We start from the raw sequence: 21,853 nt of genomic DNA, 5'->3' as shown, positions 1-21,853 counted from the left end.
AGTGCTAACTTTAGCGGCCGTACCTCTGCAACCAATTGCTCAGCTGCGTGGCCACATCGTTGACGCTGGCAGACATGGCCCGTGCGCCGCCTGCAGCATCAGCCGTGGTCGCCGGAGCCTGCGCACTAAAGAGCTGCTGGCCCAGCAGCACATTGCCGCCACGGCTGTCTTGCGCAATCAGGCTGGCGCGCAGCCGCACCACCGCTTGGCTGCTTTGAGCGCTCTCGAAAACTTGATTGAACTCCACCACTTCCAGTCGCAGCATGCCCAGCGGGCGCTGATCGCTGGCATTGGGGCTGACGTTGTCTTTGTCCGTCAGCACCGGGCGCTCTAGTGCCAGACGGGTGCGCAGGCGCTGCTCAAGCATCTGAGCGGGCGGCAGGCTCCAGCGGGCACCTTGGTAAGCGCGCTGCTCTTGCTGGTTGGCATAAGCCAAGCGGTAAAGCATGGCTGTGGAGTTATCTGCACCTGCAGGTGTTTGCACTTCTGCCAGCACCAAGGGCGGCGGGGCCACGCTGGGGGCCGCCGCATTGGCCTGCGGCGCAGCCGTATCCGTCATTCCTAGGTCATAGCGCACAGGCTGAATGGGCGGTGTGGGCAGTGCCGAGCAAGCGGCCAGCACCAGCGCCGCAGCAGACAGGGTAGCAGCACGCAGCAAAGCAAACGAAAAATGGAGAGGTTTTGCCATATAGCTTCCTGTGACGCTTTCTTCAGGTGTTCGTCAAATCAATGCGCTGACGCAGGGGCCGCAAAGCCCGCTTCGCCCGGACCGGGCTGGCCCACGCCAGCGCCATACAGCACGGACTGTGGGTTGTCGCCAATGCGGCTTGCCATATTGCTCAGGCTACGCGATGCGCGCGAGAAATCATCGGCGGCGCGGTTGACGCGCGGCAAGGTGTTGCGCCCCATCGCGTCAGCCGCCTGAGACAGTGCCTGCGTGCCATCCGCAATCTGCTTGAGCGGGCCATCAGGCGCATTAATTCTGCGCACCGTGTCTTGCAAACCATTGGCCACGCCCGTGGCGGCGTCCCCCGCTTTGCTCAGCGACTGCAAGGTCTTTTGCGCATCTGTTGTCACCTGCGGCAAGCCTGCAGCCGCCTTATTCATGGTGCCCGCCAACTCGTTGACGCTACCAGCAGCGGAAGCAATGTTTTGCAGCGCAGCAGTCATGCTCTTTTGATTTTCTTCGCCCAGCATGGAGTTCAGGCGGCGCGAGATTTCATCGACCCGCTCCAGCAATACCGGGCCTTGATCGGCCAGCATGTTCAGAGGCGAAGACTTCATGCGCAAGCGCGGCAGGCCGCTGGGGCCGGGTTTGATCTCCTGCGGTGATTTGGCGTCATCGTCGAGCTGAATATGAGCCATGCCCGTCACACCTTGGTAGCCCAGCTGTGCATAAGTGGCGGGGGTCACCGGCGTGTTCTCGCCCACCGCTACGCGAATGAGCACATTACCGGGAATCTGCGGGTCAAAATCAATACGCACCACCTTGCCCACAGGCACGCCCTTGTAACGCACCGTGGCTTGAGGCTGCAGGCCGCTGACGCCATCTTTAGTAGACATTTCATAGAGCTGGTACTCGCGGTTATCTCGGGTGAGCCAGACAGCCAGCCCTGCCAGCAGGGCGGTTACCACCAGCACAAAAATGCCGGCAGCCATGGCATGGGACTTGTTTTCCATCAGCGTTCCTCTGCGGCAGGGCCGCCTTGCACCGGGGCCATGGCGCGGCGGCCACGCTCTCCCTGGAAGAAGTGTTCAATAAACGGGTGCGAGACCTGTGCCACATCGCGCGGCGCGCCGGTGAACAGCACTTTTTTCTCAGCCAGCACGGCCACGCGTGTTGACAGCGCAAACAAAGTATCCAGATCGTGGGTGACCATGATGACGGTCAGGCCCAACTCCGCATGAATGTCGCGCAGCAGTTCGCAAAAATCATCCGAGCCCTGCGGGTCCAAACCGGCTGTGGGCTCATCGAGCAGCAGCAGCGGCGGGTCCATCATCAGCGAGCGGGCCAGCGCCACGCGCTTAATCATGCCGCCGGAAAGGTCTGCAGGCATACGCGTGGCGTGCTCGGGCTTAAGGCCCACCATCTGCAACTTGACCATGGCCGCGTCGCGCACCACGGCATCAGACAGCGTGCCCTGCTCACGCAGCGCAAAAGCAATGTTGTCCAGCACGTTGAAGGCGGAATACAGCGCTCCCGCCTGAAACAGCATGCCCACTTCGCTGGCCGCCAACTCACCGCTGATAACTTCACGCGAGGGGCGCCCGCTCACGGTGACCGTGCCACGCGAAGGCGAGAGCAAACCCAGAATTTGGCGCAGCAACACTGTTTTACCCGTACCCGAGCCTCCCACCAGCGTGAGGATTTCGCCCGGATAAACATCGAAATTCAAGTCCTGATGCACGGCAAAGCGCGACTCGCCCTCACCAAACTCAGTCCACAAGTCAATGGCCTGCACCAGCGGCGGCACATCCTGCGGAGGCTCATAGCCGCCGATGGCACCTTCAATCCGACGGTTTTGCATCAGCTCAGTCATTTACGAGCCTCTCGATCTAAGAGACTGGCACGACATAACCCAGAGACGCGAAGCAAGGGCCGCCCCGCAGCGAGGGTGTCGTCCCCCTTGGGGGAAGCGGCGAAGCGGCACAGGGGGTAGTTCATCCTAAAAGCCTACATTTCGGAAAAGGATGGCAAAAATCGCATCCACGATGATGACCATGGTGATGGACGACACCACCGATGCCGTTGTGCCGCGCCCCAAGCTCTGGGTATTGGGCTCCACCTGCAAACCCCAGTGGCAGCCAATCAGTGCAATCAGCACACCAAAGACCATAGACTTGGCCATGGCCAGGCCCAAATTACCGACCTGCACAGCAGCAGGTAGGCTTTGCAAGAAATAGGAAGGCGTAATGTTGAGCGCCAGGTCAGCAGCCGCCATGCCACCTGCCAGCGCGGCCAACGTGGTCCACAGTGCCACCAACGGCATAGAGATTGCCAGCGCCAGCGCACGGGGCAGCACCAGCCTGTAGCCCTGAGAGATGCCCATGACCTGCATGGCATCCAGCTCCTCATTCACGCGCATCACACCTATCTGCGCTGTGATTGCCGAGCCACTGCGCCCCGCCACCAAGATCGCGGCCAACAAAGGGCCCAACTCACGAACCAAAGAGATGCCCAAAATATTGACGATGAACGACTCGGCACCAAACTGGCGCAGTTGCAGCGCCATCAAATAAGCCAGCACCACGCCAATCAAAAAACCGACTAGCGCCGTGATGGGCAAGGCCGTAGTCCCCGTCGCATAAAGATGCCCAGAAATATCGCGCCAAGGGCCGCGCGCCGGGTTGCGCACCAAGCGCATGCAGTCCAGCAGCAACTGACCAATCAAACGAATCAAGCTGGCGAAGTGATTACACGCTCCAATCACCAACTGACCGAGCTTATTAATCTCACACATCAGGCCCGAAGGCTCTGGCTTAGGCTCTGGGAAGTCGCTGAACTTAGCGATGCGCTCCAGCATTGAGCGCTGGGTCTTGGTGATCTCTAGCTTCTCAGGCCAAGTCTTGCCCCATTGCTGCCACAGCAGTTGCGCGCCGATGTGGTCCAGCGCAGTCAAGGCTTGCAAGTCCCAAGCCACGCCCTTGGGCACCGCCTTGATTTGCGGCGCCAGTTGACGCCAGATATGCCGGTCGCCCAGCTGCGCAGCACTCCAGCGGCCCACAGGCACAGCCCATTGCTGACCATCGCGGCTTTGCAGTGAGCATTGAGGTAATTGATCTGTGCTGGACAAAGAGAGGCTTCCTAAGGCAAGGGGACTGGCTGACTTGAGGGACTGTTTATCCGAGAAGGGCAGCATAACGCGCCAGCCGGCATCCATACACAAAGCATGCCAAGCACAGCATGTAAGCCGCAGCCGCAAGCGCCATGATAACGCTGCAATTTTTAGCAAAAACCTATGAAAGTCATCACCGGTATTGCGTGAGCAGCTTCCAAAAGATGAGTATTCACGCGCTTTCCCTATCGACACCGACGACGCCATCGCCGTTAATGAATCAGCTTTTTCTCCTATGAATCCTGAAGGTTTGGCCTGAGCGCAAACCTGTACTCGGCCTCAATCTGGCCTTTGATCTGCCCCATGAGTGACACCCAGTTCGACTACATCGTTATCGGCGGCGGCACAGCCGGCTCGCTGCTGTGCAACCGCCTTACCCGCAACAGAAATCATCGCGTTTTGCTGATAGAAGCCGGCGGCAAAGATGATTACCACTGGATTCACATCCCCGTGGGCTATCTCTACTGCATAGGCAACCCGCGCACCGATTGGCTTTATCAAACCGAGCCCAGCGAAGGCTTGAACGGGCGTAGCCTGCGCTATCCGCGTGGCAAGACTTTAGGCGGCAGCTCCAGCATCAACGGCATGATTTATATGCGCGGCCAAGCCCGAGACTATGAGCAGTGGGCGCAGATGACAGGCGATGACACTTGGCGCTGGGATCAGGTACTGCCCGCCTTTCGCCAGCATGAAGATCACTGGCGGCTGGATGCGCAAAAGGACGCTGGAAAAAACGTCACTAACGGCGTCACCAACAACATTGCGAACAACGTGCATGCCAGCGATGCCTTCCAACAATGGCATGGCAGCAAAAGCACAGGCGGCAGCGGCGAGTGGCGGGTGGAAAAGCAGCGCCTGCGCTGGGACATCCTCGACGCCTTCTCGCAGGCTGCGCAGCAGGCAGGCATTCCCGCCACAGAGGACTTCAACCGGGGCTGCAATGAAGGCGTGGGCTATTTTGAAGTGAATCAAAAAGCCGGTCTACGCTGGAACACGGCCAAGGCGTTTTTGCGCCCCACCTGCTATGGCCGCCCCAACTTTGAGATGTGGACCAGGGCCCAAGTGCGCCGCCTGATTTTGGAGGACCTGCCCGATGGCAGCCAGCGCTGTACGGGCGCCGAGGTCTGGGCAGGCGATGAAATGGTGACCGTACAGGCCACACGCGAGGTACTGCTGTGCGCCGGTGCCGTGAACTCACCGCATATCCTGCAGCTCTCAGGCATAGGCCCCGGTGACTTGCTGCAGCAGCGCGGCGTGGCCGTGCGGCGCGACCTGCCCGGTGTGGGCGCCAATTTGCAAGACCATTTGCAGATTCGATCCGTCTACAAAGTGCAAAACGCCAAAACGCTCAACACCATGGCTCACAGCTTATGGGGCAAGGCCGCCATTGGCCTTGAATACGCGCTCAAGCGCAGTGGGCCCATGAGCATGGCACCGTCCCAGCTGGGAGCGTTTACGCGCAGCAACCCGACTCTGGCCCACCCTAATCTTGAGTATCACGTGCAGCCTCTGTCACTCGAGGCTTTTGGTGAGCCGCTGCACGACTTTTCTGCCTTCACCGCCAGCGTCTGCAACCTCAACCCCACCAGCCGGGGCACGGTGCAACTGCAAAGCGCAGACTTTCGCCAAGCGCCGAAGATTGCGCCCAATTACCTGTCCACGCCCGAAGACCGCCAAGTCGCAGCCGACAGCCTGCGCGTGACGCGGCGCATCGTCAGCCAACCGGCGCTAGAGCGATTCAAGCCCGAGGAATGGAAGCCCGGCGCGCAGCATCAAAGCGATGAGGACTTGGCCCGACTGGCTGGCGACATTGCCACAACCATCTTCCACCCCGTAGGCACCACCAAAATGGGGCGAGATGACGACCCTATGGCAGTGCTGGACAGCCGCTTCAAAGTGCGCGGCGTGCAAGGCCTGCGCGTGATTGATGCCGGCGCCATGCCCAGCATTACCAGTGGCAACACCAACAGCCCCACCTTGATGATGGCCGAGAAAGCTGCCACCTGGATTCGGGAAACAGCGAGTTTGTAGGACGATTTTTACAAATCCAAGGGAATCTCCCAATGCACCTTGAGAGTGCAACCCTTACATTCCCTTCACTCTCGCTGCACGAAAAGGCAGCAAGGAGGGCCGAGGAGACAACTCGACACAAGAACACAAACCATATAAAAGCATCAAAGATGCATTGAAAAGCGCCCTTCACCGGGCGCTTTTTTTATGTCTTTTTATGAGCGCGATGTTGCGGTGCGACAATGCCAGCCGCCGTCTTCCAGAGGCCTCAGCCCTCTCGCTCGACACCCGCAGCACCCTGCGATGTCTAACGCGAACCTCTGCGTCGCTCACGGCATGCACCAATTGCAGGCAAGACCCCATGGAATGGATTCTGATTTCCCTCGCCTCGGCTCTGGCCGGGTTTGTTGATGCCATCGTGGGCGGAGGGGGGCTGATTTTGGTGCCGGCCATGTTTGCCGCCTTCCCCACCACCACGCCAGCGACCTTGTTTGGCACTAACAAAAGCGCGGCAGTCTGGGGCACGGCCATTTCTGCCTGGCAGTACAGCAAGCGCGTTCACATCACTTGGGCCACGCTGCTGCCGGCCATTGGCGCCACGCTGATTGGTGCGTTTCTCGGTGCTTGGGCTGTTACCGAGATTTCGCCCGACTTTCTGCGCAAGCTGCTGCCCATTATTTTGCTGGGCGTGCTTTGCTACACCTTGGCTAAAAAAGAGCTGGGACGTGACCATGAGCCACGACTAGCGGGCCGCGCCGAGATGCTGACGGCCAGCGCCATCGGCCTGCTTATTGGTTTTTACGATGGCTTTTTTGGCCCCGGCACAGGCAGCTTCTTTGTGTTTTTGTTCGTACGCCTGCTGGGCTACGACTTTCTCAATGCCTCGGCCAATGCCAAGCTGCTGAACTTGGCATCCAACGCAGCGGCGCTGGTGCTGTTCTCGCTCAAAGGCCATGTGTGGTGGCACTTTGCTGTGCCGCTTGCTGTAGCCAATGTGCTGGGCAGCATGCTGGGCACGTGGATGGCCCTGCGCCACGGCACGGGCTTTGTGCGCATGATTTTTATCGGCGTGGTCAGCCTGCTGATTTTGAAGACAGGTTATGACGCTTTTCTGCGTTAAGTCCTTATTCCATAAGGACTAGCCGCTATCAATTTCAAGGTGTTATCTCATCATCAGCCAGCACCGAGATATCTTCCACCCGGCGAGGTGTGCCAATGGGCGCACCTGCCTTGCCAAGGCGCATGGCGGCCATATCAGCCTCGCTGGGGTAGTTGCCAACCAGCCAGTAGTCCAGAATGCGGCGCGCAATAGGGGCGGCGGCGGCGGCGCCAAAGCCGGCGTTTTCCACAATCACAGCCACCGCCACCTTGGGGTTCTCAGCCGGGCCGTAGGCGATGTAGAGCGAATGATCGCGCTGGTACTCAGTCAGGCGGGCAGCGTTGTACTTTTCTTTCTGGCCCACAGACACGGCCTGCGCTGTACCCGTCTTGCCACCTGATAAATAGCTGGCACTGCCAAACACGCCGCGGCCCGTACCGCCGGTGACCACGCCCACCATGCCGCGCTTGACGGCATCCACATTGGCCTGTTTGTAGCCAAGGCTGACGGGGTCTGGCTGAACAATGGCGGAACGCGCGCCCGAGACCGGATCAATCAGCTCTTTGCCCACATGCGGCGTATAGCTGGTGCCGTTATTGACCAGCGTGGCCAAAGCATGCGAAAGCTGCAGGATGGTGAAGTTGTTATAGCCCTGGCCAATGCCCAGAGAAATCGTCTCACCACCAAACCACTGCTGCTGGGCGGCGCGCTTGTAAGTCTTGCGCTTCCACTCCTTGCTGGGCAGCACGCCGCGCACTTCGCCGGGCAGGTCAACGCCGGTAATCTGGCCAAAGCCCAGCGGCTTCATGAAGTCGTGAATCGCATCAACCCCCATCTCATTGGCCAGCGTATAAAAGTACACATTGCTGGAGTGCTGAATGGCACGTACCAGATCGACCGGACCCAGCGCATGGCCTGAGCGGAAGGTGTGACCGCCATACGACCACGAGCCACCGTCTTGAATCACCGTCGCTGCCGTGCGCTTGCCTGTCTCAATGCCCGCCAGCGCCATAAATGGCTTGTAGGTCGACCCCACTGGGTAGGTGCCGCGCATAGATCGGTTTAGCAAAGGGCGGTCTAACGACTCGTTCAGGAACTTCCAGCTTTCCTGATCGATACCATCGACAAACAAATTGGGGTCGTAAGTAGGCTTGCTGACCATGGCCAGCAGCTCACCATTGCGCGGGTCAATGGCAATGGCCACGCCGCGGCGGCTGCCGTAGAGGTCTTCCACCATCTTTTGCAGCTTGATGTCGATAGACAGCTGCAGGCTGTGGCCCGGCGTGGCGGGGCGGCTGCCCAAGCGACGCACGGCATGGCCACCGGCCGAGGTTTCCATTTCCTCCCAGCCCGTCTGGCCGTGCAGCTGCCGCTCATAACTTTTTTCAGCGCCCAGCTTGCCAATGACTTCGGTGCCGCGGTAGTTGGCCGCATCTTCAGAGTCTTCGATGTCTTCTTTTTCACGCAGATTGATACGGCCGATGTAGCCTGTCAGGTGAGCACCCACTTCTTTCAATGGATAACTGCGAAAAAGGCGAGCCTTGATATCCACACCCGCAAAGCGATAGCGCTGGGCCGTGAACTTGGCCACTTCCTCATCCGTCAGGCGCAAGCGAATCGGGACAGACTCAAAGCTCTTAGAGTCATCGAGCAAACGCTTGAACTTGCGCCGATCACGCGCACTGATGTCGATAATTTCGGCTAACTCGTCGATGGTGTCTTCCAAGCCATCCACCTTGGAGCGTGTGATCTCCAGCGTGTAAGCCGAGTAATTGGTGGCCAGCACCACACCGTTGCGGTCCAGAATCTGGCCGCGATTGGGCACGATGGGCACTACCGCCGTGCGATTGCTTTCAGCGCGTTCGGCAAACTCTTCATGGCGCACCACCTGCAGCACCAGCAATCGCCAGACCAGCAAGCTAAACGCCAAAAACACCACAATGCCCATGACGACTGCGCGCATGCGAAAGCGCTGCAAATCCGCTTCGGTGTTGCGAATTTCCATTACGCGCAGACTCCCGTGCTCAATGAGCGAGCACTAGACAAGGGGCTACAAGTCGGAGCTGCCCCGCAGCGAGGCAGTCGTTGCCCCCCGCGATGCGAGAGGAGTAAAAGCGCGAAACGACTCAAAGGGGCTTTCATCTACAAGGGCCGATTTTCATCACTATCGGGCGCACGGCGCTGCGGAGCCAGCAAAAGCACGCTCACCAAGGGCCACAGCAAGGCCTCAAACATCGGCGCAAGCAAAAACTCCAGCCCCGGGAAAATGCCGCCCGTCGCCACACGCAGCAGCACCTGCAGGCCATGCACCAACATGAATAGCGGCAGCAAATGCAGAGCTTGCACAGGGGCAGAGAACCACAGCAGGCGGCGACTCATCCAACCGGCGACATACACCAGCAGCGTATAAGCCAGCGCGTGCTGACCCAGCAAAGCGCCGCGGTCCACATCCATGATGAGACCCAGTGCAAAAGCAATGCCCAGACCTATGCGCTGGGGCTGGTTCAGACTCCAAAAGGCCAGCAGCACCATCAGCAAATCAGGCAACCAAACAATGCGCCCCAGCGGCAGCATATTGATAGCCAGCCCAATCAGCATGGAAAGGGCAATAAACAGAGGATTGACCGGCAGCAGCAGCTGCTGGCCACGCGGCATGATCATGCGGGGTCCTTTGCGGGATTTGCAGGATTGGCAGAATTTGCGGGCTTGTCAGGCGTCTCGGCTTTTTCAGCTTTCTCGGCCTTGGCCTCAGCGGCCTTCTTTTCAGCAGCCGCTTTATCTGCAGCTGCTTTCTCATTTTTGCCGCGTGCCTTGGCGGCACGGTCTGCCTTTTCGGCATCCACTTGCACCTGCATATTCGCGGCTTCGGGGTGCTCGGTGCGGCCCTTGGGTTTGAGCACCATCACATGGCGCACACCTTGCACGCGGCCCACAGGTTCGCAGTAAATGCGGCTAAAGGCCGAATCAGCGCGGCGCTCCACCGTCATAACTTTGGCCACCGGCAGGCCAGCGGGGTACAGACCATCAATTCCGCTGGTAGTGAGCAAATCGCCCACCTGCACATCGGCATTGCTGGGCATAAAGCGCAGCTCCATCCCGCCAGAGCGCGTCGTTGAAGCATCGCCATAGGCCACGCTACGCGCACCGGTGCGGGGGTTGAAAACGGGAATCGCCTGATCGCGGTCAATCAGCAGCGCCACTTCAGCGCGGGTCGGGTAGACACGGGTGACTTGGCCAATCACGCCTTGCTCATCCAGCACGGGCGAGCCCAAAGCGATGTTGTCCACTTGTCCCTTATCAATCACCACGCGGCGGGTGTAAGGATCGGGGCTGTCGTAAACCACCTCAGCCACCTGCCCCGGTGTGAGGTTGCGCCCCTTCAGCTCCAGCAGGGCGCGCAGGTGTTCGTTTTCCTGCATCAGCTCATCGGCCAGCTCTGCGCGCTGAGCCATGATGACCAACTCCTTGCGGGCCGCATCTTCACTGGCCACAGCCTGCTGCTGCACCTCCAGATAACGGCTGGCGTTTTGGTAGGCCAGCACAGGCTGGGCCACGACCCACTGCACGGGGGCCAGCACCGCCGACACCACCGAGCGCACGGGCTTGGTGATCTTAAAGCGCGCATCTGCCACCATCAAAAACAGCGCCAAGGCGCTGTAGAGGGCAAGCTGAGAAGTGCGCGAGGCCTGTTGCTTGAACAGTGAGGGAGCGCGGTGATCTAGCGTATCCAAGCTCATGCGCGCCTCTTAGCCATTTGGGCAGTTTTGCCAATAGCCGTGCATACACGGCCTCCTAGATCAGGAGGAATGCAAAAAGAGAGCGCGGTATGCAGGCGTATCACGGACTCAAGCCCTGTTTATAGGTTGGTGGGTGCAGTACGCCCACTATGCCGCGTACTGCAAAACACCACATTGCGCAGCGATTAATCGCTAGTAAAGATGCTGCCTTGGCGATCCATGGTCTCCAGCGCCATGCCACAACCACGCACCACACAGGTCAACGGCTCTTCAGCCACCAGCACAGGCAGGCCGGTTTCTTCGGCCAGCAGGCGATCCAGATCACGCAGCAGCGCACCGCCGCCGGTCAGCATCATGCCGCGCTCAGCAATATCAGCACCCAGCTCAGGAGGCGTTTGCTCCAGCGCGTTCTTCACGGCGGAGACGATCTGGTTCAGAGGATCGGTCAGCGCTTCCAGCACTTCGTTCGAAGAGATGGTGAAGCTGCGTGGCACGCCTTCAGACAGGTTACGACCCTTGACTTCGATTTCCTTGACTTCAGAGCCGGGGAAGGCCGAGCCAATTTTCTTCTTGATCATTTCAGCCGTAGGCTCGCCAATCAGCATGCCGTAGTTGCGGCGGATGTAGCTGATGATTGACTCATCAAACTTATCGCCACCCACGCGCACAGATCCCTTGTAGACCATGCCGCCCAGCGAGATCACGCCCACTTCGGTCGTGCCGCCGCCAATGTCCACCACCATGGAGCCAGAGGCTTCAGACACAGGCAAGCCTGCGCCGATACCGGCTGCCATGGGCTCTTCAATCAGGTACACCGCAGTCGCGCCAGCAGCTTCGGCCGCGTCTTTGATAGCGCGGCGCTCCACTTGGGTCGAGCCGCAAGGCACGCAAATGATGATGCGCGGGCTAGGCGTCAAAATGGAGCGGGGGTGCACCATCTTGATAAACTGCTTGATCATCTGTTCGGTGATCACAAAGTCCGCAATCACGCCGTCCTTCATGGGGCGGATGGCTTCGATGTTGCCGGGAACCTTGCCCAGCATGGCTTTGGCTTCACGGCCAACGGCCTGAATCACCTTCTTGCCGTGGGGGCCGCCTTCATGGCGAATCGCCACAACGGAGGGTTCGTCAAGGACAATGCCCTTATCACGGGCGAAAATGAGAGTATTTGCAGTGCCAAGGTCAATGGCAAGGTCGGTGGAGAAGTACCGACGGAAAGCTCCGAACATTCAAGGTCCTCTCAGGCACGGCAAGCGCATCGGCGAGCCGTCGCCGGGTATAGGTAAGGGTGTCTGGGTAAGAAGGCTTTTTTGCACAATGACCAACTCAATGAGGGTATTGCGGCAAAGCCGAGATAATACCGTATCCCCTGTGAATAACTTCTACTGTTCTGGTCAGAAACACTGCTTTACACGTGGCTGGCCTCTTAAAAGATTTCTATGGCATTGAACGAACAAGATATTGCGCGTATCGCCAACTTGGCTCGACTCGAGTTATCTCAAGGCGAAAGTGAGCGCATGCTCGCGCAACTAAACAACTTTTTCGGCATCGTCGAAAAAATGCAGGCTGTGGATACCTCAGGCGTCAGCCCTTTGTCACATCCCGTTGGCGCGATTCAAGACATTGCCTTGCGCTTGCGTGACGATGCGGTCAGCGAGACCAATAACCGCGACGCCAACATGCACAACGCTCCCGCTTCTGAAAAAGGCTACTTCCTGGTGCCCCGGGTCATCGAGTAAACGCGCAAAGCAAAGAACAATGAGCCAAACCGAACTCCACCAATTGAGCGTGGCCGAGCTGGCCGCGCAACTGCGCACCAAGCAGGTCTCCTCCGTCGAAGCCGCCCAGCACTTTCTGGCCCGCGCCAAGCAGCACCAGAACCTGGGCGCTTTTGTCTCCATCAACGAAGACGCCACCTTGGCCCAAGCCAAAGCCGCTGACGCCCTGATTGCCCAAGGCAAGGGCGGCCGTCTGGCTGGCGTGCCTATTGCGCACAAAGACATCTTCGTCACCAAAGACTTCCCCACCACCGCCGCCAGCAAGATGCTGGAGGGCTACCAGTCGCCGTTTGACGCCACCGTGGTGCGCAAACTGGCCGACGCAGGTGTTGTGACGCTGGGCAAGCTCAACTGTGACGAGTTCGCCATGGGCGGCGCCAACGAAAACTCCGCCGTGGCCCCCGTCGGCTTTGACTCGGCCCAGCCCGTGCGCAACCCGTGGGATATGAATCGCGTACCCGGTGGCTCGTCCGGCGGCTCCGCTGCGGCAGTCGCAGCCCGTCTGGCCCCGGCCGTGACAGGTACCGACACCGGCGGCTCCATTCGCCAGCCCGCATCGTTTTGCGGCATTACCGGCATCAAGCCCACCTACGGCCGCGCCAGCCGCTACGGCATGATCGCCTTTGCCTCGTCGCTCGACCAAGCCGGCCCCATGGGCCGCAGCGCCGAAGACTGCGCCTTGCTGCTGTCTGAAATGTGCGGCCCCGATCTGGACCGTGACTCCACCAGCCTGGACTACCCTGCCGAAGACTTCGCTGCCCGCCTGAACGACAGCATCGAAGGCCTGCGCATTGGCGTGCCCACCGAGTTCTTTGGTGAAGGCCTGTCTGCCGACGTGCGTACCGCCGTCGATGCCGCGCTCAAGGAATACGAAAAGCTGGGCGCCAAATTAGTGCCCGTGGCCCTGCCGCGTACCGAGCTGTCCGTGCCCGTGTACTACATCCTCGCGCCCGCAGAAGCCTCGTCCAACCTCTCGCGTTTTGATGGCGTGAAGTTCGGTCACCGTGCTGCCCAGTACGAAGACCTCAACGACATGTACAAAAAGACCCGCGCCGAAGGCTTTGGCGACGAGGTCAAGCGCCGCATCATGATGGGCGCCTATGTCTTGAGCGAAGGCTACTACGACGCTTACTACCTGCAGGCGCAAAAGATCCGCCGCATGATTGCCGACGACTTCCAGGCCGCCTTCAAGGACTGCGACGTCATCGCCGGTGCTGCCGCGCCCACCACGGCTTGGGCCATTGGTGCCAAGGCCGACCCGGTGAGCAACTATCTGGCCGACATCTTCACCCTGCCCGCATCGCTGGCTGGCCTGCCCGGCCTGTCCTTGCCTGCCGGCTTTGGTGACGGCGGCATGCCAGTGGGTCTGCAGCTGATCGGCAACTACTTCTCAGAAGCCAAGCTGCTCAACGCCGCCCACCGCTTCCAGCAAGCCACCGACTTCCACCTGCGCAACCCCGCCGGTATTTAAATCAATGAACCGCCCCCTGAGTCGCTTCGCGCCTTCCCCCTCTCTTTTTGGGAGGGGGACGACCGCCTCGCTGCGGGGCGGCCCTTGCTCGCTGTCCTTGAGTTAGGCCGCGCCAGTTTCAGGCGCCCTGCCTTGGATACAGCCCACTTTTTGAAGCAAGAACATGACTGTGAAACTCATCAATGGCTACGAAGTCGTCATCGGCTTCGAAACCCACACCCAGCTGGCCACGAACAGCAAAATCTTCAGCCGCTCCAGCACCGCTTTTGGCGCTGAGCCCAACACGCAATCCAGCCCCGTCGATCTGGCTCTGCCCGGCACCCTGCCGGTCATGAACAAAAAGGCGGTGGAATGCGCTATCAAATTGGGACTGTCGCTCGGCTCCACCATTGCGCCGCGCAGCATTTTTGCCCGTAAAAATTACTTCTACCCTGACCTGCCCAAGGGCTACCAGATCTCGCAGTTCGAGATTCCGGTCGTTCAAGGCGGTGAAGTCAGCTTCTATCTGGAAGAAGGCAAGCAAAACGTCTTGAAAACCGTGCGCTTGGTTCGCGCCCACTTGGAAGAAGACGCCGGCAAGTCCGTGCACGATGAGTTCATCGGCCAGTCCGGCATCGATTTGAACCGCGCCGGCACGCCGCTGCTGGAAATCGTGACCGAGCCCGACATCCGCAGCACCGCTGAAGCCGTGGCCTACGCCAAAGAACTGCACAAGATCGTCACCTGGATCGGCATTTGCGACGGCAATATGCAAGAAGGCTCGTTCCGCTGCGATGCCAACGTGTCCGTGCGCAAGCCCGGCCAGCCACTGGGCACCCGCCGCGAGATCAAGAACCTGAACTCGTTCAGGAACATGCAGATCGCAATTGATTACGAAATCCTCTGGCAGATCGAGCAAATTGAAGATGGCCACAAGATTCAGCAGGCCACCGTGCTGTTCAACCCCGACACGGGCGAGACCCGCGCCATGCGCACCAAGGAAGACGCGGCCGACTACCGCTACTTCCCCGACCCCGACCTGCCCCCGCTGGTCGTGGCGGACAGCTGGGTGCAAGAAGTCAAGGCCACCATGCCCGAGCTGCCCCGCGCCATGGCCGCCCGCTTTGTGGAGAGCTACGGCCTGCCCGAGTACGACGCCGCCATCCTGACCCAAAGCCAGGCCGTTGCCGCCTACTTTGAAGAAGCTGCCAAGCTCTGCGGCCAGCCCAAGCTGGCTTCCAACTGGGTGATGGGCGAAATCTCCCGCCGCCTGAACATGGAAGAAATCGGCATGGAAGCCGTCAAGGTCTCCGCCGCACAGCTGGGTACCTTGATCGCCCGCATCCACAGCAACGTCATCAGCAACAACTCGGCCAAGCAAGTGTTTGAAGCACTGTGGTCGGGTGACGGCAGCGACGTGGACGCCATCATCGAAGCCAAGGACCTCAAGCAATCCAACGACACCGGTGCGCTCGAAGCCATTGTTGACGAAGTCATCGCCGCCAACCCCGGCAACGTCGAGCAATACCGCGCAGGCAAAGACAAGGCCTTCAACGCCTTGGTCGGTCAGGTCATGAAAGCCTCCAAGGGCAAGGCCAACCCCGCCCAAGTCAACGAAGTGCTGAAGGCCAAGCTGGCCTAAAGCCGGCTCATTCTGTTACAGGCACGTCCTTCAAGACATGCCTGTGTCCCCAGATAATGGCAACAAGGTCTAAGGGCCGCAGGTAGCACCTACCTGCGGCCTTGTTTCTTTCCGGTCATCCCCCGTCGTCGGCTCCCATGCCCTGCGCAGCCAGCTCAGAAAAATTTCAGTGATCTTCTCGAACGCCTCCCTCATCGAATCCGAAAAAGAGCGCAACCTCTGCACCAAGTTCTTTGCTGGCTACTTTTTCAACGAATTCACGGCCGGCTATGCCAAGCGCATCGTCCACTTCAACCGCTACATCCAGGAAGTCACCGGGCGCGAAGACTTGGCGCTGCAAAGCCCCAACGTCTCGTTCGACACCCACGCCTACCTGTGCCACGAGCGCCTGCGCAGCAAGCTCTCCGATGTGCTGATCTCTGACCCTGCGCGGCAGACCTTTTTGTTCATCGAAACCAAATACCTCACCAACTGGACTTACGCCGCCGATGTGGCCAAGGGTCTTGAGCGACTGGACAAGGTGTTTGACGCCGAGAAAAAACCCCACCTTGCCAACGCCAAGCAGCATTACTTTTTGCTGACCTCGCGCCGCAAGGAAGAAGTGGCCGAGCGGCCTGTGCGCAGCTACCCGCCCGTGCATTTGCCTATTTATGTGCCTACGCCGGTGGCTGCTGCTGATGCTTCTGAGGTGGAAGCTGAGGCTGGGAAGAACTCATTTACCAGCTTGCTGTATTGGGAAGATTTGGCGCAGATGTGTGATCGCTCTGAGGTGCGGCAGTACATGGAGGCGAGGCTGAAGCTTTGCGTTAGCAGTTCGCGGAATCAGCATAAGGCGGGGTATTTTTTGCCGGGGGCGTGAATTTCAAAAAATGCCGGCCCCTTCAAAATAAAAGTGTGCAAGTAATTGCACACTTTTAGGTTTATCTAATAAAAAGCCTTTGTCAAAAGCTTTTTATTGAGAATCAAACATGCGAAATATTTTTATAGCGACTCTTCTTTCCAGCATTGCATTTATTGCAAACTCACAAACCAAAATCAATAATATTGACATCCTCGGAAAATGGGATTGCACTGCGAACGTAGGAGGGATTATGGTTCAAACGGATACCATTACCTACTATAGAAACAACCGTTTCTCAAGCTCTGGCACATTTATGACCGCCATCAATTTTACGAATTTTAAGCCAGAGGCATCTGCTTACTCCACCACAGGAAATGGAACTTGGTCAATCAAAGATGGTTATTTTTTAGGTGTAGTTGAAGAATTTTCCGCAAGCAATACAAACACAAAAATCAAAATGATAAGTTTATTGATGAGATTTTGAAATCCGTCAAAAAGGGGGATACCACATCTGTAAAAACAAAGTTTATTGATAATGAAATTTGGGTATCCGAGGAAGAAAATGAGAAAATAATAACTACCTGCATCAAAGTAAAGTCAAGCTAAATTACATTACAAACCAATCTAAAAAACATTTCGAAGTTGCCAGCGACAGAGGCCGGGTCTCGCCCCGGCTGGCGACCTTCTTTTCTTGCTCGTGCAAGCAAAGAAGGCAAAAGAACACGCCCCCGACTGTCCGCGTCCCTACGCTACGTTTCACTACGCTACGGGCAAACCTGCGTCACGCGATTCAGTCTGCGGTGCCGCCCAACTCGCTGCGCGGCTTTGCCGCTTCGCTCAGACAAACGGCGGCAAGTCAGATGACGAAGCAACGCTGTCCTGCGGCAGCGCTGCCCGCAGCCTGAACCGCGTGCCGCAGGCGCAGACACAAGGGGTGGGCAACAGGGAACGGACGGCCTGCCTGATTTGTGACGAAATCGGCTTCTAGTCAAGGTGCGTCAAGGACTAACCGCTATCAGTTTGATAAAGAAGCTATCCCGCATTCGGTTCCCCCGCCCTTTTGCCCGCGCCTGCGACGGCGGCCGCTTGTTTGAGCGAAGTGCTGCAAGCACGCAGTGAGTTGGGCCGCACCGCAACAAGAGGTTGTCGGCGCAGATTTGCCCGCAGGCGAAGCCGGAGGGACGCGGGCAGCAGGGTCAGGCTCTTTGGCTACTTTCTGGCCTCAGAAAGTAGCTTGCCCGCCGGGGCGAAACCCGGCTCCTGTCAGTCAACCAGGCATAAGGCCATGAATATCAGCAAAATCAACCTCTAGTTATTGTGTTAATTAGACATACAGCTATCAAATTAGCGGCATATCGTCGCCAGCGACAGAGGCCGGGTCTCGCCCCGGCTGGCGAGTTACCTTTCTTGCTCGCACAAGAAACGTAACCCAAAGAATGCGCCCCTGCTGTCTGCGTCCCTACGCTACGTTTCACTGCGCTACGGGCAAACCTGCGTCACGCAATTCAGTCTGCGGTGCCGCCCAACTCGCTGCGCGCTTGCAGCGCTTCGCTCAGACAAACGGCGGCAAGTCAGATGACGAAGCAACGCTGTCCTACGGCAGCGTTACCCGCAGCCTGAACCGCGTGCCGCAGGCGCTGACAAAAGGGGGTTGGGAGCAGATACGGACAACCGGCCTGCTTTGTGACGAAATTGGCTTCTAGTCCTTATTGCACTTTGGGTAGCTGCTCTCTATTTTGCTAAAAAATCTATCCCGTATTCAGTATCTCGCCCCTTGTGCCCACGCCTGCGACGGCAAGTTCTTGGGGCTGGAAGTTGCACTGCAGAGTGCAACTGCATCGTCATCTGACTTGCGGCCGTTTGTCTGAACGAAGTGCTGCAAGCACGCAGTGAGTTGGGCCGCACAGCCCCAAGAGCTTGACGGCGCAGGTTGCCCCGTAGCGCAGCGAAGGGGTCGTGGGCAGTAGGGGTGCGGCTCTTTGCCTACTTTCTGGCAGCAGAAAGTAGGTTGCCCGCCGGGGCGAAACCCGGCTCCTGTCCGCAAATCAGGCATGAGGCCAAATCAGCCTCTAGTGCTTATGCATCTTGCACTAGTAGCTATCAAAATTAACTTCATTGCGTCGCCAGCGACAGAGGCCGGGTCTCGCCCCGGCTGGCGAGTTACCTTTCTTGCTCGCACAAGAAACGTAACCCAAAGAATGCGCCCCTGCTGTCTGCGTCCCTACGCTACGTTTCACTGCGCTACGGGCAAACCTGCGTCACGCAATTCAGTCTGCGGTGCCGCCCAACTCGCTGCGCGCTTGCAGCGCTTCGCTCAAACAAACGGCGGCAAGTCAGAGCACGAAGCAACGCTGTCCTGCGGCAGCGTTGCCCGCAGCCCGAACCGCGTGCCGCAGGCGCAGACACAAGGGGTGGGCGCGGATACGGGCGGCCTGCCTGATTTGTGACGGAATTGTCTTCTAGTCCTTATTGCACCGTGGGTAGCAGCTATCAAAACGATAAAGAAGCTATCTGGCTGCCCGCATTCGGTATCGCCCCTTGTGCCCACGCCTGCGACGGCAAGTTCTTGGGGCTGGCAGTTGCACCGCAGAGTGCAACTGCATCGTCATCTGACTTGCGGCCGTTTGTTTGAACGCAGTGCCGTAGGCACGCAGTGAGTTGGGCCGCACAGCCCCAAGAGCTTGACGGCGCAGGTTGCCCCGTAGCGCAGCGAAGGGGTCGTGGGCAGTAGGGGTGCAGCTCTTTGCCTACTTTCTGGCAGCAGAAAGTAGGTTGCCCGCCGGGGCAAAACCCGGCTCCTGCTCGTCAATCAAGCATGAGGCAGAAATATCAGCTCAATCAGCTTCTAGCCAAGGTATTGATTGGATATGCAGCTATCACATTCACGGACAGCTTTTTACATAAAGCCAAGGTAAAGCGCACACCAAAGTCACATAAATCTGCGCACAATTTGGCGCAAGCCCCACACCTTTCGCCCCATGCTCACCAAGCTCCTCAAACCCCTGCTCTGGCTGCTGGCCCTATGCCTAGCAATCTATGTCTGCATCTGCAGCTATATGTTTGCGCACCAGCGCCAGCTCATTTTCAATGGCAACGAAACGCGGTTGCCGGCCAACAGCACCAACTTTTCTTTGCAGCGCGCCGATGTGCTGCTGCGCGGCTGGCAGCTTCATCCGGCAGACGGCAAGGCGCAGGGCAGCGTGATTTACTTTGGCGGCAATGCAGAAAACATTGCCCGCAGGCAAGAGCAGCTGGCACATAGCCTGCCGCACAGCGATATTTACATGCTGGCCTACCGGGGCTACGGAGCCAGCGAGGGCGAGCCCACGCAGGACTTGCTGGAAAGAGATGCCACCGCCTTGTTCGATGAGGTCAAGCGCCTGCACCCGCAGCAGCCTATTACTGTGATTGGTCGCAGCTTGGGCACAGGGGTCGCTTCTGCTGTGGCCGATCTGCGCCAGCCTGACAAGCTGGTGCTGGTCACGCCGTTTGACAGTATTTTGAATACGGTGCGCGGCATGTACGCTTGGTTGCCGGTGGAGTTTTTGCTGCGCGACCCGTTTGACTCTGCCGAGCATCTGCGCAACTACCACGGCCCGATCTTGGTGCTGCGCGCCGGACTCGATCAAGTGGTGCTGCCCGAGCGTACCGATGCCTTGCTGCAAAGCCTCAATGGCAAGGCCGTGCAGGTGCAGGCGTTTGCGCAGGCCAATCATTCAAGCATCTTCCGCGCTGCGGGCTTCTGGTCGGCCATAGAGAAGTTTGTGGACAAACATAAAAAAGAGGCCTGAAAGGCCTCTGGTTCTTATTCAGCAAGCGCTGCCAGCTATCAATTTCAAACAGCCGTTAAATCCTTGACGCTAGCGCTGGGCCCGTTTTTCTTGACGGATTCAATGCCTGCATCACGCGAGGCGGCCGAGGCGTAGGGCTGGCTGGAGCCAATGACCTGATGGTTGGCGGCCTTGAGGTTGAAGTGCTCCTTGCCATTGCTGGCGGTCTTTTTCTCGTAGCGCTCGTCCTGCGGGCTATTGGTCTGTACCGAGGCGATGCCGTTTTGCGCCGCTGTGCGGGTTGTGTACAGCTCGCTGGTGAGAATGATCTCGCCATTGCCCGCTTTCAGTACAAAGCGAAACTGTCCATCACTGCTCTTGCTCAACTCAAAAACACCGGCCATGGGTCTCTCCTTCAGTTGCAAAAAGCGGCATGCACGTCGCGGGGATGTCTTCACACTATAAGTCGATCAATCCAGACAGCCAGTTGCCTATTTGGCGCAGCCAGCCACTGCCGGCCTCGACCCCTGTGCCTTTGACAAAGTCGTACTGCACCGCGCCTTTGTTGTCGATGAGCAGCAGGGGCAGAGCCGGGCCGCCGCGCAGGTAAAAGCCGCTGCGGATGCCTTCGGCCTGCAGGTCTTGCCCAGCCGCCGCCAGTTGCGTGATGCGGGCGAGGGGCTGGCTCCAGATGGCAGCCAAACTGGCGGTATCCACAATCTCCAGTATCTGCCCCTCATCACCGCCAATGGTTTGCGGCGTGTACAAAATCAGCGCGGCGCTGGCGTTGCTGGCCAGCAGCCGTGCGTTGACGCGCGGCAGCATGGGGGCGGCGACGCTGGCCGAGATCAGCCCCGGCATGGCTACATCGCTGGTGCGCAGGGCAAAGCCATTGCCTATGGGCTGGTAGCCATTGAGCATATCGATACCCGTCCAGCGGTACAGGGGGATTTGCGGCTGGTACTGCATCTGGCCCAGCCCGCCTTTGAGCCGGTAGCTGACGAGATAGCTCAGCGATGCACCGGGCGCGGCCTTCTCCCCTGCTGCCGGGGCCAGCCCAAAGCTTTGCCAGCTGCTGGTGTAGTGGACTGACTCCTGCGCAAATTTTGGCAGCGCCTGCGACTGGGGCATGAGCTGGGCAGCTTGCTGGTTGTAGTAATAGCTTTGCCCATCTTGCCCCTGCAAGCGCAGGGCGCCGGGCCATTGCCGCCCCTGTGGAGCCATGCTGCGCAGGCCTGTGGGCAGCAGGGCTTTGATGGAGTCGGTTTGCTCGAAGAACTGAGCCGGCTGCGCATCGAGACAAGCAAAGCGCTGGCTTTGCAGCACGGCGCAGAGGTGGCCGCTGGCGTAGTGCATGAACTCCACAACCGGGCCCGGCTCTTGGGCATCCACAGCAAAGTCTTGCGGGTTACCCAAGCGCGCACCGTTTTCCAGAGAGTCGATCACCGTCTGCAGCACCCGGCCCTGCTGTGTATCGCGCTGGAAGACGCGCACCAGCGCGGGCTGGCCGCTCATATCGCTCATGGTGCTGGCCACCAAGGTCTGGGTTTGCGCTGGCGACTGATTGCTGACGGCACCTAGCCAGCCGCTCAGCGTGGGCCACAGCAACCAGAGCAGCGCACCACATGCAACAAGGACGCGTGCCCAATTGGAGCGGGCAATACGAATAATCAAGCTCATGTCATTGATA

General features: G+C 58.8%; 19 protein-coding genes. 9 read left to right on the top strand and 10 right to left on the bottom strand.

The features are described 5' to 3' along the window. Nucleotides 1-10: 10 nt before the first annotated feature. The 4 genes from KUF54_RS12620 to KUF54_RS12605 all read right to left on the bottom strand — a co-directional run bounded on the left by KUF54_RS12620 (nt 11) and on the right by KUF54_RS12605 (nt 3,794). Nucleotides 11-688 (bottom strand): ABC-type transport auxiliary lipoprotein family protein, encoded by a 678-nt coding sequence (locus tag KUF54_RS12620; protein WP_219343160.1) that lies wholly within the window; start codon nt 686-688, stop codon nt 11-13. 38 nt (nt 689-726) lie between these two features. Next, nucleotides 727-1,680 carry an MlaD family protein gene (locus KUF54_RS12615; RefSeq protein ID WP_219343159.1) on the bottom strand — a complete coding sequence of 318 codons (954 nt, stop codon included), beginning with the start codon at nt 1,678-1,680 and terminating at the stop codon, nt 727-729. After that, entirely contained in the window at nt 1,680-2,540 is an 861-nt protein-coding gene (locus tag KUF54_RS12610) for an ABC transporter ATP-binding protein (protein WP_370627529.1), read from the bottom strand. The genes KUF54_RS12615 and KUF54_RS12610 overlap by 1 nt, the downstream gene beginning before the upstream one ends. Before the next feature lie 126 nt (nt 2,541-2,666). Further along, nucleotides 2,667-3,794, bottom strand: a complete 1,128-nt coding sequence (locus KUF54_RS12605; RefSeq protein WP_219343158.1) for an ABC transporter permease — start codon at nt 3,792-3,794, stop codon at nt 2,667-2,669. A 345-nt stretch (nt 3,795-4,139) separates the two neighbouring features. Between KUF54_RS12605 and KUF54_RS12600 the strand changes: the two genes are divergently transcribed. Together KUF54_RS12600 and KUF54_RS12595 are read left to right on the top strand one after the other, a co-directional pair. Then, a complete protein-coding gene (locus tag KUF54_RS12600; protein ID WP_219343157.1) occupies nt 4,140-5,867 on the top strand; it encodes a GMC family oxidoreductase in 1,728 nt (575 codons plus the stop codon). A 340-nt stretch (nt 5,868-6,207) separates the two neighbouring features. Beyond that, nucleotides 6,208-6,966: a TSUP family transporter gene (locus tag KUF54_RS12595; protein WP_219343156.1), complete on the top strand. Its 759-nt coding sequence runs from the start codon at nt 6,208-6,210 to the stop codon at nt 6,964-6,966. 34 nt (nt 6,967-7,000) lie between these two features. On the opposite strand, the gene mrdA is transcribed toward KUF54_RS12595, so the two are convergent. The 4 genes from mrdA to KUF54_RS12575 all read right to left on the bottom strand — a co-directional run bounded on the left by mrdA (nt 7,001) and on the right by KUF54_RS12575 (nt 11,911). Further along, nucleotides 7,001-8,950: a penicillin-binding protein 2 gene (mrdA, locus tag KUF54_RS12590; protein WP_219343155.1), complete on the bottom strand. Its 1,950-nt coding sequence runs from the start codon at nt 8,948-8,950 to the stop codon at nt 7,001-7,003. 137 nt (nt 8,951-9,087) lie between these two features. Further along, a complete protein-coding gene (mreD, locus tag KUF54_RS12585) occupies nt 9,088-9,606 on the bottom strand; it encodes a rod shape-determining protein MreD (RefSeq protein WP_219343154.1) in 519 nt (172 codons plus the stop codon). After that, nucleotides 9,603-10,682, bottom strand: a complete 1,080-nt coding sequence (gene mreC, locus KUF54_RS12580) for a rod shape-determining protein MreC (RefSeq protein ID WP_219343153.1) — start codon at nt 10,680-10,682, stop codon at nt 9,603-9,605. The genes mreD and mreC overlap by 4 nt, the downstream gene beginning before the upstream one ends. 185 nt (nt 10,683-10,867) lie before the next feature. Continuing rightward, a complete protein-coding gene (locus tag KUF54_RS12575) occupies nt 10,868-11,911 on the bottom strand; it encodes a rod shape-determining protein (RefSeq protein ID WP_219343152.1) in 1,044 nt (347 codons plus the stop codon). 210 nt (nt 11,912-12,121) lie between these two features. On the opposite strand from KUF54_RS12575, the gene gatC reads away from it, so the two are divergent. The 7 genes from gatC to KUF54_RS12540 all read left to right on the top strand — a co-directional run bounded on the left by gatC (nt 12,122) and on the right by KUF54_RS12540 (nt 20,184). Next, nucleotides 12,122-12,421 (top strand): Asp-tRNA(Asn)/Glu-tRNA(Gln) amidotransferase subunit GatC, encoded by a 300-nt coding sequence (gene gatC / locus KUF54_RS12570; protein ID WP_219343151.1) that lies wholly within the window; start codon nt 12,122-12,124, stop codon nt 12,419-12,421. Between the two features lie 19 nt (nt 12,422-12,440). Then, complete coding sequence (gene gatA, locus KUF54_RS12565) at nt 12,441-13,931, top strand: Asp-tRNA(Asn)/Glu-tRNA(Gln) amidotransferase subunit GatA (RefSeq protein WP_219343150.1); 1,491 nt, start codon at nt 12,441-12,443, stop codon at nt 13,929-13,931. A gap of 163 nt (nt 13,932-14,094) precedes the next feature. Further along, a complete protein-coding gene (gene gatB, locus KUF54_RS12560) occupies nt 14,095-15,552 on the top strand; it encodes an Asp-tRNA(Asn)/Glu-tRNA(Gln) amidotransferase subunit GatB (protein WP_219343149.1) in 1,458 nt (485 codons plus the stop codon). 169 nt (nt 15,553-15,721) lie between these two features. After that, on the top strand, nt 15,722-16,411 hold the full coding sequence (locus KUF54_RS12555) for an excinuclease ABC subunit A (protein ID WP_219343148.1): 690 nt from the start codon (nt 15,722-15,724) through the stop codon (nt 16,409-16,411). Between the two features lie 109 nt (nt 16,412-16,520). Next, nucleotides 16,521-16,877, top strand: coding sequence for a hypothetical protein (locus KUF54_RS12550; protein WP_219343147.1), 357 nt, complete (start codon nt 16,521-16,523; stop codon nt 16,875-16,877). 1,816 nt (nt 16,878-18,693) lie between these two features. Next, nucleotides 18,694-18,840 carry a hypothetical protein gene (locus KUF54_RS12545; protein WP_219343146.1) on the top strand — a complete coding sequence of 49 codons (147 nt, stop codon included), beginning with the start codon at nt 18,694-18,696 and terminating at the stop codon, nt 18,838-18,840. A gap of 531 nt (nt 18,841-19,371) precedes the next feature. Further along, complete coding sequence (locus KUF54_RS12540) at nt 19,372-20,184, top strand: alpha/beta hydrolase (protein ID WP_219343145.1); 813 nt, start codon at nt 19,372-19,374, stop codon at nt 20,182-20,184. Between the two features lie 44 nt (nt 20,185-20,228). On the opposite strand, the gene KUF54_RS12535 is transcribed toward KUF54_RS12540, so the two are convergent. Together KUF54_RS12535 and KUF54_RS12530 are read right to left on the bottom strand one after the other, a co-directional pair. Further along, entirely contained in the window at nt 20,229-20,567 is a 339-nt protein-coding gene (locus KUF54_RS12535) for a YegP family protein (RefSeq protein WP_219343144.1), read from the bottom strand. Nucleotides 20,568-20,622: 55 nt separating this feature from the next. Further along, nucleotides 20,623-21,843 (bottom strand): hypothetical protein, encoded by a 1,221-nt coding sequence (locus KUF54_RS12530; RefSeq protein ID WP_219343143.1) that lies wholly within the window; start codon nt 21,841-21,843, stop codon nt 20,623-20,625. Nucleotides 21,844-21,853: the final 10 nt, after the last annotated feature.

Origin of the sequence: Comamonas sp. Y33R10-2 (assembly GCF_019355935.1) — a bacterium.
Classification (GTDB): Bacteria; Pseudomonadota; Gammaproteobacteria; order Burkholderiales; family Burkholderiaceae_C; genus Comamonas.
Note: the sequence above shows the minus strand (reverse complement) of the source record. Positions and strands in the feature narration are given on the sequence as shown.

Bases quoted from the DNA above. Each gene is read 5' to 3' on its own strand.
- KUF54_RS12620 (WP_219343160.1), bottom strand. From the start codon at position 688: ATGGCAAAACCTCTCCATTTTTCGTTTGCTTTGCTGCGTGCTGCTACC.
- KUF54_RS12615 (WP_219343159.1), bottom strand. From the start codon at position 1,680: ATGGAAAACAAGTCCCATGCCATGGCTGCCGGCATTTTTGTGCTGGTG.
- KUF54_RS12610 (WP_370627529.1), bottom strand. From the start codon at position 2,540: ATGACTGAGCTGATGCAAAACCGTCGGATTGAAGGTGCCATCGGCGGC.
- KUF54_RS12600 (WP_219343157.1), top strand. From the start codon at position 4,140: ATGAGTGACACCCAGTTCGACTACATCGTTATCGGCGGCGGCACAGCC.
- KUF54_RS12595 (WP_219343156.1), top strand. From the start codon at position 6,208: ATGGAATGGATTCTGATTTCCCTCGCCTCGGCTCTGGCCGGGTTTGTT.
- mrdA (WP_219343155.1), bottom strand. From the start codon at position 8,950: ATGGAAATTCGCAACACCGAAGCGGATTTGCAGCGCTTTCGCATGCGC.
- mreD (WP_219343154.1), bottom strand. From the start codon at position 9,606: ATGATCATGCCGCGTGGCCAGCAGCTGCTGCTGCCGGTCAATCCTCTG.
- mreC (WP_219343153.1), bottom strand. From the start codon at position 10,682: ATGAGCTTGGATACGCTAGATCACCGCGCTCCCTCACTGTTCAAGCAA.
- KUF54_RS12575 (WP_219343152.1), bottom strand. From the start codon at position 11,911: ATGTTCGGAGCTTTCCGTCGGTACTTCTCCACCGACCTTGCCATTGAC.
- gatC (WP_219343151.1), top strand. From the start codon at position 12,122: ATGGCATTGAACGAACAAGATATTGCGCGTATCGCCAACTTGGCTCGA.
- gatA (WP_219343150.1), top strand. From the start codon at position 12,441: ATGAGCCAAACCGAACTCCACCAATTGAGCGTGGCCGAGCTGGCCGCG.
- gatB (WP_219343149.1), top strand. From the start codon at position 14,095: ATGACTGTGAAACTCATCAATGGCTACGAAGTCGTCATCGGCTTCGAA.
- KUF54_RS12550 (WP_219343147.1), top strand. From the start codon at position 16,521: ATGCGAAATATTTTTATAGCGACTCTTCTTTCCAGCATTGCATTTATT.
- KUF54_RS12540 (WP_219343145.1), top strand. From the start codon at position 19,372: ATGCTCACCAAGCTCCTCAAACCCCTGCTCTGGCTGCTGGCCCTATGC.
- KUF54_RS12535 (WP_219343144.1), bottom strand. From the start codon at position 20,567: ATGGCCGGTGTTTTTGAGTTGAGCAAGAGCAGTGATGGACAGTTTCGC.
- KUF54_RS12530 (WP_219343143.1), bottom strand. From the start codon at position 21,843: ATGAGCTTGATTATTCGTATTGCCCGCTCCAATTGGGCACGCGTCCTT.